Origin of the sequence: Streptomyces olivochromogenes (genome assembly GCF_001514115.1) — a bacterium.
Classification (GTDB): Bacteria; Actinomycetota; Actinomycetes; order Streptomycetales; family Streptomycetaceae; genus Streptomyces; species Streptomyces olivochromogenes.
The window spans coordinates 1-14,942 of the sequence record NZ_KQ948499.1 but is presented as its reverse complement, the minus strand read 5'-3'; the positions used below and the strand labels follow the sequence as shown (position 1 = coordinate 14,942).

The 14,942-nt window shown below is 67.8% G+C and carries 12 protein-coding genes and 1 pseudogene; 9 read left to right on the top strand and 4 right to left on the bottom strand.

Features of this window, described 5'->3' with window-relative positions:
- Nucleotides 1-160: 160 nt before the first annotated feature.
- Nucleotides 161-853 (top strand): SUKH-4 family immunity protein, encoded by a 693-nt coding sequence (locus AQJ27_RS50300; RefSeq protein ID WP_159064663.1) that lies wholly within the window; start codon nucleotides 161-163, stop codon nucleotides 851-853.
- A gap of 42 nt (nucleotides 854-895) precedes the next feature.
- On the opposite strand, the gene AQJ27_RS57135 is transcribed toward AQJ27_RS50300, so the two are convergent.
- The gene (locus AQJ27_RS57135) at nucleotides 896-1,039 is read right to left on the bottom strand and encodes a hypothetical protein (RefSeq protein ID WP_159064662.1); all 144 of its coding nucleotides are present in this window, start codon (nucleotides 1,037-1,039) and stop codon (nucleotides 896-898) included.
- Nucleotides 1,040-1,793: 754 nt separating this feature from the next.
- Here AQJ27_RS57135 and AQJ27_RS50295 point away from each other — a divergent pair.
- Nucleotides 1,794-2,648: a trypsin-like serine peptidase gene (locus tag AQJ27_RS50295; protein ID WP_067385637.1), complete on the top strand. Its 855-nt coding sequence runs from the start codon at nucleotides 1,794-1,796 to the stop codon at nucleotides 2,646-2,648.
- Between the two features lie 307 nt (nucleotides 2,649-2,955).
- Here the strand turns inward: AQJ27_RS50295 and AQJ27_RS50290 are convergent, their stop codons facing one another.
- A complete protein-coding gene (locus AQJ27_RS50290; RefSeq protein WP_067385635.1) occupies nucleotides 2,956-3,348 on the bottom strand; it encodes a DUF6348 family protein in 393 nt (130 codons plus the stop codon).
- A gap of 101 nt (nucleotides 3,349-3,449) precedes the next feature.
- Here AQJ27_RS50290 and AQJ27_RS50285 point away from each other — a divergent pair.
- Nucleotides 3,450-4,549, top strand: a pseudogene (locus AQJ27_RS50285) (integrase core domain-containing protein).
- Between the two features lie 1,367 nt (nucleotides 4,550-5,916).
- A complete protein-coding gene (locus AQJ27_RS58230) occupies nucleotides 5,917-6,330 on the top strand; it encodes a hypothetical protein (protein WP_201264532.1) in 414 nt (137 codons plus the stop codon).
- On the opposite strand, the gene rpiA is transcribed toward AQJ27_RS58230, so the two are convergent.
- Both rpiA and AQJ27_RS50275 read right to left on the bottom strand, forming a co-directional pair.
- The gene (rpiA, locus tag AQJ27_RS50280) at nucleotides 6,309-6,962 is read right to left on the bottom strand and encodes a ribose 5-phosphate isomerase A (RefSeq protein WP_235614044.1); all 654 of its coding nucleotides are present in this window, start codon (nucleotides 6,960-6,962) and stop codon (nucleotides 6,309-6,311) included. The genes AQJ27_RS58230 and rpiA overlap by 22 nt on opposite strands.
- Before the next feature lie 68 nt (nucleotides 6,963-7,030).
- The gene (locus AQJ27_RS50275; protein ID WP_067385632.1) at nucleotides 7,031-7,834 is read right to left on the bottom strand and encodes a Cof-type HAD-IIB family hydrolase; all 804 of its coding nucleotides are present in this window, start codon (nucleotides 7,832-7,834) and stop codon (nucleotides 7,031-7,033) included.
- A 361-nt stretch (nucleotides 7,835-8,195) separates the two neighbouring features.
- Between AQJ27_RS50275 and ppgK the strand changes: the two genes are divergently transcribed.
- From ppgK to zwf, 5 genes are all read left to right on the top strand, one after another.
- On the top strand, nucleotides 8,196-8,969 hold the full coding sequence (gene ppgK / locus AQJ27_RS50270; RefSeq protein WP_235614043.1) for a polyphosphate--glucose phosphotransferase: 774 nt from the start codon (nucleotides 8,196-8,198) through the stop codon (nucleotides 8,967-8,969).
- A gap of 51 nt (nucleotides 8,970-9,020) precedes the next feature.
- Entirely contained in the window at nucleotides 9,021-11,087 is a 2,067-nt protein-coding gene (tkt, locus tag AQJ27_RS50265) for a transketolase (protein WP_235614042.1), read from the top strand.
- A 171-nt stretch (nucleotides 11,088-11,258) separates the two neighbouring features.
- Nucleotides 11,259-12,503, top strand: coding sequence for a phosphogluconate dehydrogenase (NAD(+)-dependent, decarboxylating) (gnd, locus tag AQJ27_RS50260; RefSeq protein WP_079065935.1), 1,245 nt, complete (start codon nucleotides 11,259-11,261; stop codon nucleotides 12,501-12,503).
- Nucleotides 12,504-12,508: 5 nt separating this feature from the next.
- On the top strand, nucleotides 12,509-13,201 hold the full coding sequence (gene pgl, locus AQJ27_RS50255; protein WP_067385628.1) for a 6-phosphogluconolactonase: 693 nt from the start codon (nucleotides 12,509-12,511) through the stop codon (nucleotides 13,199-13,201).
- A 48-nt stretch (nucleotides 13,202-13,249) separates the two neighbouring features.
- Nucleotides 13,250-14,659: a glucose-6-phosphate dehydrogenase gene (gene zwf / locus AQJ27_RS50250; RefSeq protein ID WP_067385625.1), complete on the top strand. Its 1,410-nt coding sequence runs from the start codon at nucleotides 13,250-13,252 to the stop codon at nucleotides 14,657-14,659.
- The last annotated feature ends 283 nt before the right edge of the window (nucleotides 14,660-14,942 follow it).

The window sequence follows — 14,942 nt, the reverse complement described above, 5'->3', positions numbered from 1 at the left end:
GCCACAACGGTGGGATTGATGTTGCGACGGGCTGGTCCATCGTGCCTGGCGAAGCCGAGGACTCCTCGCCTCCGTTGATGGGGCTCGTTGAAAATGGCTCTGACCGCGATTTCGTGAACGATCTTGATTTGGGCTGGCGCACCAGGAGATGCTGCAATTTGTGAGGAGCGAGCACGGAGACAAGTGGGCGGCGGTAGAGGACGAACTGCGGTTCATGCTGTCGGAGCCGCTGGAGCCGTTGGTCACCACTGAGGATCGGCCACTGTTCATCGAGGTGGCTCAGGAGTGGGACATCCCCCAGGGCGACCGGTTTGCCCTGGGCGAGTGGGGCCTGCCGCAACTGCCGCTCTTCACGCCCAGGCCGCAGGCCGGACCGGATCCCGTCCTGGTACCAAACGTGGCAGGCGAGCACGAGCGCCGGCTGGTTAAGGACGGCCAGCAGCTCTACGACCTGGGATTCTGGGGGCCCAGCGAGGACAGCTTCGTCGTCGGCGTGGTTCCCGGCGATGGCCGTGTCCTGTGTCTTCTCCCCGCGCCCATCACCGTCGACGACATCCCAGAGGTCCTCCGGCCATACCATGCAGGCCTGCACAAGCCAGCGGTCTCCTTCTTGAGCTCCTCGGTTGCCCAGTACGTCGAGACTGCCTGGCGCTGGAGCGCGGCGATCCAGATCCTCCGGAAGGTCGAGGGACCCGCATACACGGCTTCAGAAGCGGACCATGTCCGCCACTACGACCGTCTCTACGCATGCGTGGAGCTTGTAGTGGACGCTGCACGACGCCTCGACCATGCAGCCGCGGCTGAGGATCCTCAGTCTGTCTGGATCGAGTTGATTCGCGAGAACTCCATTTGACCTGGCAGTCCCGAGCCTTCACGGAACTGCGGTCAGAGCCAATTACGTGACCGTCGACAGTTTCGCCCTGTTGAGCCCGGTCATGCCCTGGCAGTAGCCGTTATCACCGTGGAGGCAGCCGGTCGGCAGGTTGACGTGGCGGCCGACGATGCGGTGAGCGACGCGCTGATCGGGTCTCCTGTCCATGGATGCCGGCGCGCACCTCGGCCCATTCGCCGTGGCAGAGGGCGCATCCGTCGGTGAGTTCGTCGTGGGGCGTCGGTCAGGTCGGTCACGGCCGCGCCCCCGCCCCGGTCGGCTGATCGAGCGCGGCGAGGGCGCGTTCGGAGCAGGTCAGGTAGACGCGCTGCCAGTCGGCGACATGCATGGCGGTTCGCGCGCGGCGAATGACCGCGAAGAGTTCCTCGCGACCCTGGTCGAGGGCGAGGGCATTCTGTTGAGCTCGTCGAGCCGGGCCCGCAGGCGCTCCAACTCGCGGTCGCGGACGGCGAGGACGGCGGCGGCGCGGTCGCCCTTCGGGTCTGGAACGTCGACGCTCCAGGCTGCCATCCATCCGTCCCAGATTTCGCTGATCGCCGCCGCGTACTGCTCCCGCAGCGAGTTGTCCGCCGCATCCCTGCTGTGGCTCGGGGTGGCCCATGCAGATCAGATGGGGTGCTCCGGCTTCAGGCAAGTTGGGCACGTAGGACGTCGGGAGTGTTTCGACCGAGACACTTCCGGGACTTCCGTTCGAGGCGCGGCAGCACGTCTACGAAGTGGTTCGGCCGAACCACGTCCTGGATGGCCGCTCGGCGGCGACGGGCCAGCGCCTCTGTCGAATCAGTACCGCTGCCGGGTGCGCCCGCTCGGTGGCCGCCCTGAGTAGGGTCGGGGACCGGTCAGCCCGTCTGCCCCATCCCGGGCTGATCAGCATGCCCGGACTGGGCTACCGTTTCGTTCCATGAAGGCTGGCATAGCACTGACGCTGGTCATCGTGGGGGCAGCCGCAGTGGTGGGTTCCGCCGCGGAGGAGACCTATCCGAGCAGAAGCAGCGGTCGCAGCAGCTACGGCAAGTCCGGCGAGCCGGGCCAGACCCCTCAGGACCAGAGCTCCTCGGCGAATGCCCCCGCCCAGGACGGCACCGCGTACACCCCGCGCAGGACCGATGAGAATGCCCGGATCGGCACGGTCTTCGAGAAGGACGACCACGGCGCCCACTTCTGCACGGCGAGCGTGGTGCAGAGCCCCGGCCGGAACATGCTGATCACCGCGGCCCATTGCGCCTTCGACGCCGACGCCGGGAAGCCGGTGGACGACCTGGTCTTCGCCCCCGACTACCGCAACGGCAACGAACCCACCGGCCTGTGGAAGGTCAACAAGGTCGTCGTCGACGACCGCTGGGCCACATCGCAGGACGAGGACCTTGACGTCGCCTTCCTCACGGTCGACCCGAAGGACGGCAAGAACATCCAGGACGTCCTGGGCGGCAACAGCCTCGGCATAGATCGCGGCTTCAACAACGAAGTCAAGATCACCGGCTACCCCACCAGCCGTGACACCCCGATCTCCTGCCAGAACCGCACCACGAAATTCAGCGACACCCAACTGCGAATCCAGTGCACCGACTTCGAGGGCGGCACGAGCGGCAGCCCCTGGTTCGCCGACTACGACCCCAAGAGCCACACCGGCACCGTCATCGGCGTCCTGGGCGGCCATGAAGGCGGCGGCGACGAGAACGACGTCTCCTATGCCGCGTACTTCGACAACAACATCGCCAAGCTCTACCAACGCGCCCAGGACGAGGACGGAAACTGACCCCGGCCTCCCGCGCCCTCGCACGGCCGCCGAGAGCCTGACTGCGGCTGGACGCTTGCTAGCGCGGCTAACCCCCGCCTGCGCGGGGAGGACGGGCGGGCGATGGCGAGGTGGGTGGAGAACCTCGGCTCACCCCCGCCTGCGCGGGGAGGACACAGGCTTGGGCTTGGACAACCGATGGAATTCGCTTGCCTGCTGAAACGCGGTCTCTAACGGTGTGGGGTTCCCACGAAGGAGTGTGGAGTTTCCCGGTGAACCGCGGTGCTCATGACCGGTTCCCGCCGACGCGTCACTGTAAGCATCGCGCTCACGCCGGCTGGTTCCCGCAGCCGCAGGCGCGGGTGTGGGTGAGGTCGAGACGGGCTGGCGGATACGGCGGCTCCGTTCCGTCTTCCGGCATGGGGAGCAGCAGGGCGTAGGCGCGGACCATCGTGAACGCGTTGGGTTCGGGCAGGTCCATGGCCGCCAAGGCCGCGGAGCCCGCTTCGTGACGTTCCCCGTTGACGCGGTTCTCCGCCTGCACCTTGCCGGGTTGCCCACCGTAGAAGACCTTGATGCCGTTGAAGAACGGCGATTCCAGGTCCGCCGTGAACGTGTCCGCGATGTGGTGGAGCACGTTCGCGTCGACCAGGGAATTTTGCAGGCGACGGCTCTCCTCGGCGTCGACGCCGACGGTGCGCCTGCCGAAAAACTCATCCACCCTGGTGGGGGCCGCCGCGCGGGCTATGCGGGGTGTCGGGGACGGGCGCTCGAACGGGTGCTCTCGTGCGGCTGGTGATCGCCCCGGCATGATGGTCGGTCGTGCTGCTGCGATTGGCTTACCTGGCCGTTTCGAACGCGTTCGCGGTGCTGCGCCTGCTGCCGATGAGCGACCGGGACAAGGACGCGGAGATACTCGCCTTGCGTCATCAGATCACCGTGCTGGAGCGCCAACTCGGACACGAGAGAGAGTGCGGTTCACCCTGGGTGATCGTGCGTTCCTGGCGGCGTTGCTGCACCGGCTGCCGGTCGAGGTGCTGCGCAGGGTGCGGCTGGTGGTGCGTCCGGACACGGTGCTGCGCTGGCACCGCGACCTGATCGCACGCCGTCATGCGGCCGTCTCCCGGCCCAAGAGCCCTGGAAGGCCGCGGACCGTACGCTCCATCCGGCTCTTGGTGCTGCGGCTCGCCCAGGAGAATCCCAGCTGGGGATACCGCCGCATCCACGGCGAACTCCTCGTGCTCGGAATCAAGGTCGCCGCCTCCACCGTCTGGGAAATCCTCAAGGCAGCCGGGATTGACCCGGCGCCGGAACGCGCTTCCAGTACGTGGGCGGACTTCCTGCGTTCTCAGGCCGATGCCCTGCTGGCCTGCGACTTCCTGGAGACGGCCACGCTGTCCGGGACGCGTCTGTATGTGTTCGCGGTGATCGAGCACGCCAGCCGACGAATCCGGATCCTGGGCGCCACCGCTCACCCGACCGCCTCCTGGGTGACGCAAGCCGCGAAGAACCTCGTCATGGACCTCGAAGACACCGGCTGCCGGGCCAGGTTCCTGGTCCGGGACCGTGACGGGAAGTTCCCCGCCTTGTTCGACGCGGTCCTCGCCGACGCGGGGATCGAGGTAGTGCTCAGCGGCGTCCGGATGCCGCGCATGAACTCGATCATGGAACGGTGGGTGCAGACCTGCCGGCGTGAGGTGCTGGACCGTACCTTGATCTGGAACCACGCCCACCTGCTCCACGCGCTACGGGAGTTCGAAGAGTTCTACAACTCTCACCGACCCCATCAGGGCATCGCCAACGCCCGCCCGCTGCACCCACTGCCGGTGCCGATCACCGACCCACAACAGATCACCCGCCTCGACATACGAAGACGCGAACGACTCGGCGGCATCTTCCACGAGTACCAACATGCCGTCTGAGTTGGGCGGATGAGTTTTTCGGCAGGCGCAACCCGAAACACCGAAGCCTGCAACATCTCCTGCGCCTTCTCTTGCGGCTACTCCTGCGCCTTCTCTTGCAACATCTCTTGCGCGAGTCTCTCGGGCAGGGGTGAGGTATCCGCAGGTCAACCAAGGTTTCCGTGCATGGTCGGGGGTCTGACATCCCCTCTGCTGCCACTGTGTCCCGCGCGGTTGATGGATGAGTGAGGAATGGGGGCGGGTGGGTGGGTGGGTGGCGGCTTCGGGGATCGGGGCGGGGTGGTCTGTGTTGCGCGACGGCGGGGGCCGTCGCGCTGTCCGGCCGTCGTGCGGCCGTCCGGGCTGGGGTGGTGGTGGCTGGGGTCGGGCTGTCCTGTGCATGGTCCTGTGAAGTGCCGTTGCAGCGCCACTACGGTGATGTCGTTACTGAGCCGGTGTCAGTACCCTGGAATAGGTGCTCTGGCCCGTAGATGAGTGGATGTCCTTGGTGGCGACTGGTGACGCCACGTGGCATTGCTGCAGGACAGGTTGATGGCACTTCCTATGCCGCATACTGAGTCTTGAGCTGGGGCGGCGATTGGTGGGGCCTCATCTGTCGCGTCTCAGCGGACCTGGTCCCAATCTCGGATGATCTGGTCCGGTTCACTCGTCGCCTCGAGTGATCTGGTTCGCGTGAATGTGATGTCCCGTATCGATGAAGGTGACGGAGTCCCGGAACGGCGAGGGTCACAGAGGCCTGCGCCTGGACGCTGGGGAGAGCCGCCGCACGGCTCGGCGGGCAAGGAAGACGACGCTCGTTCCCGACGGCCCCTAGCTTGACTCTGTCGGGGAGTGTGTCCTGAACACGATGAGGAGCTCTATGTAGGAAGTGCATCCTCAAGTGATGCTGTGTGGGAGATGAAGGATTTGGCCCTTCGGAGTCGCCCTGCGGGGGGAGGCTTCAAACCACCTCATGCTGCGTTGGCTGAAGACCGTCGTGGTGAGCGATGAGGAAAAGGCGTCGTGAGAGGCAGGTAGGGATCAGGAAGACGAGCGCAAGCGAATCATTGCTGACGTGTCGAAACAGAGTGAGATGGCATCAGAACCGGAAATTTTCTCCGATCTCCGGGATGAGTCTGGCGGGAGCCCGTTTATTGGCCAGACGGTGCCCGGCATGAAGATGACGTGAGCCTGATCTGCCGCTTCCACATGGAACAGGAGAAAGCGCACCCTGACACTGACCGCCCCGGGTAGGGCGGCGAGAGGGAGTGTCTCAAGCGGCTGAAACCGCAAGGGACTGAGTACTGTCGCGGGGTGCGTTGGCGGACCGGCCCGTAGTAGCGATGAGGCCCCTGTAATGGGGGTGGAGCGAAGGGGCCGGGTCATCCGTGGCTGTGTTCGTTTGGTCAACCGGCGATGACCGGGAGGAGCCGATGAAGCAGTTGAAATCGTCAGGAAAGCCGTTTGATATCCCGAAGTGGGAAGTCTGTGAGGCTTTCCAGGATGTGAGGAGGAATCAGGGGGCGCCAGGGGTGGATGCGCAGTCCATTGCCGACTTCGAGTCCGATCTGAAGGGCAACCTTTACAAGATCTGGAACCGGATGTCGTCGGGGACGGACTTCCCGCCTCCGGTGCGTGCGGTGGAGATCCCGAAGCAGCATGGCGGCGGCATGAGATCAGCGGTCGCGGGAACTGGTGACAGAGAGGCAGAGAAGCCGGCGGCGGACCGGGCGCCGGAGCAGAGGAGACGGAGGGCAATCCGCCCACACCAAATATCCCCTCAGGCTTGGGACTTGGCATGATTGTGGTGCTCGACCGAGTCGCCGCGGGCGACGAATACGTCGGCGACCAGCGTCGGAGGGAACAGGCCGTGCTCGACGACGCCGGGGGTGGCGCCGAGCAGCGCCGCCAGACCCGCGGGGTCGTCGACGGCACCGTGGTAGTCCGCGATGACGCCGCCGTCGGGGCTGCGTGGCGCGTCGCGCAGGGAGACCGGGTGGAGCAGGCGCATGGTCGCGGCCAGCCCGAACTCGAGCAGCTCGAGCGGGACCGGCGGGTGCAGCGCTGTCACTCGTTTGCTCGAGTCGGCGATCACGACGAAGCGGGCGGCGGCCGCCGCGACAATCTTCTCCCTGGTGTGCGCGGCGCCGCCGCCCTTGACGAGCCAGCCGTCCGACGCTATCTGGTCCGCACCGTCAATCGTGATGTCGAAGCAGTCGATGCTGCCGAACGGTTCGACCCGCAGACCGAGCGTCAGGGCCGCCTCCTCGGTCTGCGGCGACGTCGCGACACACCGCAGTGACAGACCGCGGCGGGCCAGCGCAGGCAGGAGGTGGGCGACGGTCGAGCCGGTGCCGAGGCCGACGGTCATGCCGTCCTCCACCAGCTCGGCCGCGGCCTCGGCGGCACGTTGCTTCTCATGCTCGACGCTCACGATCCTCCTCCTTGGTCGGGCAGGTCTCAGGCTGAGGGCAGCCAGGCCCGGGCATGCGGTGACGCGGGTCAAAGGATGAACTGCTCGACCGCGTTCGCGAAGCCCTCCTCCTCGTTGCTCGTCGTCACCCGCCTCGCCGCGCGCTGGACCTCGTGGCTGGCGTTGCCCATCGCGATGGACAGTCCCGAGTGGGCGAACATCAGTACGTCGTTGGGCATGTCGCCGATCGTGGCGATCTGTTCGGGGGAAATCTCGAGCTTGGCGGACCAGTACTTGACGACACCGCCCTTGTTGGCCTGCGGATGGGTCACATCGAGGTAGTAGGGCTGCGAGCGGGCGGCCGAGACATGCTCGCCGAACTGCGCGCGAGCTGCGACCGCGGCCGCCTCGACGACCTGGTGGTCATCGCTGACCCCGACGACCTTGGCGGTGCCCTGCTCCAGCCCGTCGAAGCCGGGAACGAGCGTGGGCGCGAACTGCACCGTCCAGCTCTCGCGATCCACGTGCGGCCCTTTCATGTCGCGGACGTACCAGTCGGCACCCCGGTAGATCCAGACGCTGAGGCCGAACGACTCCATCAGCGCGACGACCGGGGCCACCACCTCCGCGGGCAGGACCTGCTGCTCGACAACGGTCATATCCGGTTTGACGATGAGACCACCGTTGAAGGCGGCGAGTTCTGTGGTCAGCGCCAGGGGCTCGATGATCATGGACATGCCGCGGGGCGGTCTCCCGCTGGTCACCGCGAAGAGGACGCCGGCGTCGTAGAGCTTGTGGACCGCACGGACGGCGCGGTCGGTGAGGACCTTGTCGCCCGTGACCAAAGTGCCGTCGACGTCGGCAAGAAGCAGGCGGATCGGGAGGGTTGGCATCACGCCTCCGTAAGCTCTGGTCGCGGCCGGTCCGGGTGGGGAGAGGCAACGGCTCATGGATGCGGGGGACCTGTGGGACGGGTTCCCGGTCGGCTTGATTTCCGAAAGTTGCTGGAGGATACCGTCGCGGCCGGTATGAGCCGCGGTCGCGTTCCTTTCGAACAGAGGGGAAGGCCAATGCCCTTGAGGGCGCGCAATGCTTGGATTTACCCCTTGGGCTTCGATATAACCCTGTAAGAGTGATGTGGCGGGTGTATGGGATATGTGCGAGTGTTAAGGATTATATGGCGAAGCTCTTACGGGTCCTGACGTCCAAAATTCACGCAACACATTTTGGGCCGGCCCTTGAGGGGAGCGGTCAGTGGCGCAGGCAAGTCTGGACAAGACGGCCCACGTGCTGGGGATCGACATCGGCGGAACCGGTATCAAGGGAGCGCCGGTCGACCTCGAGCTCGGCAGCCTCATCGGTGAGCGGGTCCGGATCCCGACCCCGCATCCGGCGACCCCGGGGGCGGTCGCGGACGTGGTCGTGCAGGTCCTCTCCCAGATCGGCGTCCCAGGACCGGTCGGGCTGACGCTCCCGGCAGTCATCCGGGGCGGCAAAGTCCAGACGACGGCCAATATCGACCCGGCCTGGATGGACACGGACGCGGCCCAGCTCTTCGCACGAGCGACCGGCCGGGACGTGAGGGTGGTGAACGACGCCGACGCGGCCGGGATCGCCGAGATGCGCTTCGGTGCCGGCAAGGGACGCAAGGGCGTCGTCGTGATGGTGACGCTCGGCACCGGTATCGGCAGCGCAGTCTTCTCCGACGGGCTCCTGGTGCCCAACAGCGAGCTGGGGCACCTGCCGCTGCACCACGAGGATGCCGAGGACTGGGCCGCGGAGTCGGTGCGCGAGCACGACGACCTGTCCTGGAAGAAATGGGCGCACCGCCTGGAGAGGTATCTCGAGCTCGTCCAGCGGCTGCTGTGGCCCGACCTGATCGTCATCGGCGGCGGAGTCAGCAAGAAGGCCGACAAGTTCCTGCCGTACATCGAGCTCAGGACCGAGATCGTGCCGGCGCAGCTGTTGAACGATGCGGGCATTGTCGGCGCGGCGCTCTTCGCCCCGGCCGGGAAAGCTCAACCCTAGTCTGCCGTGCTCGATATGAGCGCAGGGGCAGCACCCTCAGGGAGGCTCGCATTGAGCAACAACGACCTGGAAGCACTTTCCGTCAACACGATCCGCACTCTGTGCATGGACGCCGTCCAGGCGGCCAACTCCGGCCACCCGGGGACACCGATGGGAATCGCCCCGGTCGCGTACACGCTCTGGCAACGCTTCCTGCGCTTCGACCCGGCCGACCCGATCTGGCCCAACCGCGACCGCTTCGTGCTGTCGGAAGGACACGCCTCCACGTTGCTCTGGTCGCTGCTCCACCTCACCGGCGTGCGGGCTGTCGACCCCGACTACGAGGTACTCGGCCGACCGGCCGTGACCCTCGACGACCTCAGGACGTTCCGCCAGCTCGGCTCGCACTGCCCCGGGCACCCGGAGTACCGGTGGACCAGCGGCGTGGAGGCCACGACCGGCCCGCTCGGCCAGGGCGTTGCGACCTCGGTCGGGATGGCGATCGCCGGGCAGTGGCTCGCCGCCCGGTACAACCGCGACGACTTCACCATGTTCGACTTCGACGTGTACGCGATGGCCGGCGACGGCTGCATGATGGAGGGGATCTCCTCGGAGGCCGCCTCGCTCGCGGCCCACCAGGGGCTGTCGAACCTTTGCTGGATCTACGACTCCAACCGGGTGACGATCGAGGGCCACACCGACATCACGTTCACCGAGGACGTGGCGGCCCGGTTCATCGGCTACGGCTGGAACGTCACCACCGTGGCCGACGCCAACGACCTCGACGCCGTGGCCCGCGCGCTGCACACCTTCAAGACCGAGAATGAGCGCCCGACGCTCATCGTGGTGCACAGCCACATCGGCTACGGGTCACCCGTCGAGGACACCCCGAAGGCGCACGGTGCTCCGTTCGGCGTGGAGGGCGTCAAGTCGACCAAGCGATTCCTCGGGATGCCGGAGGACAAGGACTTCTTCGTTCCCGACGGCGTCTACGAGCACTTCGCCGCAGGCATCGGCGCGCGCGGTCGCGAAGCCCGGACGAGCTGGGAGGCTCGGTTCGAGGCCTACCGAACCACCCATCCCGAGCTCGCCGACGAGCTGGAGCGCATCCAGCGGCGTGACCTGCCGGAGGGCTGGGAGTCGGCGCTGCCGACCTTCCCGGCCGACCCCAAGGGCATCGCCGGCCGTGACTCCAGCGGCCAGGTGCTCAACGCGCTTGCCCAAGCCGTGCCGTGGGTGCTTGGCGGGTCGGCGGACCTTTCGCCGTCGACCAAGACCAACCTCACGTTCTCCGGCGCCGGCGACTTCCAGGCCGATGACCGCTCGGGGCGCAACCTCCACTACGGGATCCGCGAGCACGCCGCCGCCGCGATCACGAACGGGATGGCGCTGACCAAGCTGCGCTCGTACTGGTCGGGGTTCCTGATCTTCTCGGACTACGCACGCGGCGCGATCCGGCTTTCGGCGCTGATGGAGATTCCGGTCGTGCACATCTTCACCCACGACTCGATCGGGGTCGGCGAGGACGGCCCCACCCATCAGCCGGTCGAGCAGCTCGCGTCGCTGCGCGCGATGCCGGGGCTGCTGGTGTTCCGCCCGGCCGACGCGAACGAGGTCGTCGAAACCTGGCGGGTCGTCGCCGCGCTCAGGCACGAGCCGGCGGTGCTGGTCCTTTCCCGTCAGGCGTTGCCGACCCTCGACCGCTCCGAGACGGGGGCCGCATCAGGGGTGGCCAGGGGAGCCTATGTTCTGGTCGACGCGGCGGACGGCAAGCCCGATGTCATCCTGCTCGCCACCGGGTCGGAGGTGCAACTCGCGCTCGCGGCCCGTGACGAGCTCGCCGCCGAGGGCCTAGCGGCTCGCGTGGTCAGCATGCCCTGCTGGGAATTGTTCGACCGCCAGCCCAAGGAATACCGCGACTCGGTCATCCCGCCCGGGGTCAGGGCCCGGGTCGCCATCGAGCAGGCGGCGACCCTCGGCTGGGACCGTTACGTCGGCGACGGCGGCGCGGTCGTCGGCATGCACACGTTCGGGGCATCGGCGCCGCTCAAGATGCTGCTGACCAAATTCGGCTTCACTCCCGAGAAGGTCACCCAAGTTGCCCGCGAGTGCGTGGCCGCCGGCCGGGAGCAGGCGTGAACTACGACGACGCGACCCGCTCGAAGGCGGCGGGCGGGCGCGAGGGCGAGGAGCTGTTCTTCGAGCCGGCCATCGGGGACCCGCAGCGGGCTGCCGACGTGTTCCCGGCCGCCGCAGACACGCTCTACGTCCGCGGTCCGGCCGCGCCACTCACCGTCAACACGATGCCCGATGGGGACGGCGGAGGACGTGGCGCCGCACCGGGTGATGGGGGGCGACCGCCCGACGAACGTGCTGCTGGCCGACGTGCTCACCCCGTACCGGCTCGCCACGTTGGTCGCGCTCGACGAGCACAGCGTGTTCACCCAGGGGACGATTTGGGGGATCGACTCTTTCGACCAGTGGGGCGTCGAGCTCGGCAAGGTGAGGACTAGGAGGCGCCACATGGCGACAGACAAGCCCATGCAGCTCGGGATGATCGGTCTCGGCCGAATGGGGGCGAACCTGGTGCGTCGGCTGATGCGGGACGGCCACCATTGCGTCGTGTCCGACGTCAACGCGGACGCCGTCGCCGAACTGGCCGGCGAGGGCGCGACGGGCGCGGACTCACCCCGGGACTTCGTCGCGAAACTGGACAAGCCACGGGTCGTATGGCTCATGCTTCCGGCTGCGATCGTCGACTCCATCCTCGACCAGCTCGAGCCGTTGCTGGAGCCCGGCGACATCGTGATCGACGGCGGCAATTCCTACTACCGCGACGACATCACACGTGCCAAGCGTCTCGCCGACAAGTCGCTGCACTACGTCGACTGCGGGACCAGCGGTGGGGTCTGGGGCCTGGAACGCGGGTACTGCCTGATGATCGGCGGCGAGGACGAGGTCGTGGCCCACCTGGACCCGATCTTCAAGACGATCGCTCCCGGCGAGGGCTGCGCCGAGCCGACGCCGAGCCGGACCCGGACCGACGGCACCGCCCCGCTCGGGTACCTGCACTGCGGGCCGAACGGCGCCGGGCACTTCGTGAAGATGGTCCACAACGGGGTCGAGTACGGGATGATGGCCGCGATCGCCGAGGGCCTCAGCATCATCAAGCGCGCGGACGCCGGCAAAGGCAAGCAAGAGGTCGACGCGGAGACGACGCCCCTGCGGGATGCGTGGGCCTACCAGTACGACATCGACGTCGGCGAGGTGGCCGAGGTCTGGCGGCGCGGCTCGGTCGTCGGCTCGTGGCTGGTCGACCTGATCGCCGACGCCTTCGCCGGCTCGCCCTCCCTCGACGGCTTCGCCGGGCGGGTCTCCGACTCCGGGGAAGGCCGCTGGACTGTCCTCGCCGCGGTGGACGAAGGCGTCCCGGCACCGGTCATCACCACCTCGCTCTACGAGCGCTTCGAGTCCAGGGAGGCCGGGGAGTTCACCGACAAGATCCTCTCGGCGATGCGCTCGGAGTTCGGCGGGCACGCCGAGAAGAAGGGCTGAGGGCTGTGCATCACGAACTCCAAGTCGTCGCCGACCCCGATGCCGTCGCCGGCACCGCGGCGGCGTTCGTGGCGCGGCTGGCCCAGGCCTGCGTGCAAGCCCACGGCCGATTCACGTTCGCCGTCAGCGGGGGACACACGCCATGGGCGATGTTCGCGCGGCTCGCACATGAGCACGTCCCCTGGGAGCACGTGGCGGTGTTCCAGGTCGACGAGCGGGTCGCGCCCGACGGCGACCCGGACCGCAACCTCACCCATCTGCGGGAGAGCCTCGGCGCGGCCCCGGCCGAGGTCATCGCGATGCCCGTGAACGACGCCGACCTCGACGCGGCGGCCGCCGCCTACGGGCGGTCGCTGCCCGGGCGCTTCGACCTCGTTCACCTGGGCCTCGGCCCGGACGGGCACACCGCCTCGCTGGTGCCACGCGACCCGGTGCTCGAAGTCTCGGACCGGCTGGTGGCCCTGACGGCGCCCTACATGGGCCACCAGCGCATGACACTCACCTATCCTGCCCTCGCCCGCGCCCAGCAAGTGCTCTGGCTCATCACCGGAGCGGACAAACGCGAACCGCTCTCGAGGCTCGTTGCGGGAGACCGGTCGATTCCCGCCGGCCGGGTCGAGGCGGCGGCGTCGCTCGTCCTCGCGGACGCGGCGGCCGGCCAGGGCCCGGCTCGCGCCGGCCCCCAGTCGCCAGCATGATCACGACGCCCGACCCTATTGCCGTGCCGGCCCCGTGAGGGGGATCAGATGGCTTTGAACTCGTCGAACGTTCCCGCAGACGTGCTGGTCATTTTCGGAATCACTGGCGACCTCGCGCGAAAGATGACGTTTCGCTCGCTCTATCGGCTTGAGCGGCGCAAGCTGCTGACCTGCCCGATCGTCGGAGTGGCGCGCGACGGCTGGTCCGACGACGCGCTGCGCGACCACGCCCGCGCGGCGATCAAGGCAACGGGCGAGCCGCTCGACGACAGCGTCTTCGCCCGGTTCGCCGCCCGACTCAGCTATGTACAGGGCGATTACACCGACGAGGAGACGTTCCGTCGCCTCGCCCGGGCGGTCGACGGCAGACGGCGCCCCGTCTTCTACCTGGAGATCCCGCCGTCGCTGTTTGCCCGGGTGGTCGGGGGCCTGGCAGGCGCCGGGCTGACCAAGGGCGCCCGGGTCGTCGTGGAGAAACCGTTCGGGCATGACCTCGCGTCGGCGCGCGCCCTCAACGCCGAGCTGCGTCAGCTCCTCGACGAGGACCAGCTGCTGAGGATCGACCACTTCCTCGGCAAAGAGCCGGCGATGGACATCCTGTTCCTGCGGTTCGCCAACTCCGTGTTCGAGCCGGTGTGGAACCGCGACCACATCTCCTGCGTGCAGATCACCATGGCCGAGGACTTCGGGGTCGAGGACCGCGGCCACTTCTACGACCCGGTCGGCGCGCTCCGCGACGTCGTGCAGAACCATCTGCTGCAGCTGCTCGCCCTCGTGGCGTCCGAGCCGCCATCAGCCGCCGACGCGGACGCGCTCCGAGACCGCCGGGTTGATGTGTTCCGGGCGATCCCCGACGCCGACCCGGCCCACTACGTCCGCGGGCAGTACGAGGGGTACCTGCAGGTCCCCGGCGTGCTGCCGGGCTCGCGCACCGAGACCTTCGTCGGGTTGCGGCTGGAGGTCGAGAACTGGCGCTGGTCCGGGGTGCCGTTCTTCATCCGCGCAGGCAAGTCGCTCCCCGAGCGGGTGACCGAGATCCGGATCATGTTCAAGCGCCCGCCGCGGCTTGCGTTCGCGGAGGGGTTCGCGCCCGAGCCCGACCAGTGGATCCTGCGGATCGATCCGAGCCCTGGCATGAACTTCCGCATCCAGGCCAAACAGCCGGGCAAGCAGGACACGCAGCTGGTGGACCTCGACCTCCTCTTCGCGGCTGAGCTGGGTGAGGCACCCGAACCGTACGAGCGCCTGCTCAGTGATGCAATGCAAGGCAACGCGAGCCTGTTCACCCGGGAGGACTCGGTGGAGGAGACGTGGCGAATCGTCCAGCCGCTGCTTGAGGCGCCCGGCGACCCCGAGCGCTACCGGCAGGGGACCTGGGGACCGGCGGGCACGAGCAAGCTCGTCGCCGGATATCCGCGATGGCACGAACCATGGCTGCCGGCGAGGTCTCCCGACTGACACAGCCGCGCCCCGGACCCGGTGAACCGCCGGTTGCGCCCGCTCATCTTGACGCTGCCCAGCCTGCACAGGACATGGCAGGCTCGCGAGCTGCGCCGCCGGTGGTCAAGTCGGTTCCGTGCAGGCTCCGCAACCGGCCCGCGCCGGCGAGGACCTGGCAGAGCCGCACGAGGCCCCCTCCGCGATCGCTACCGTCATCCTTCCCCACCGGTGGGGAAGGATGACGCAGCCTTCTTGGCCATCCTTCAGAGGCTGTGGGCGGTGATGTCGCCGCGGGAGGTGG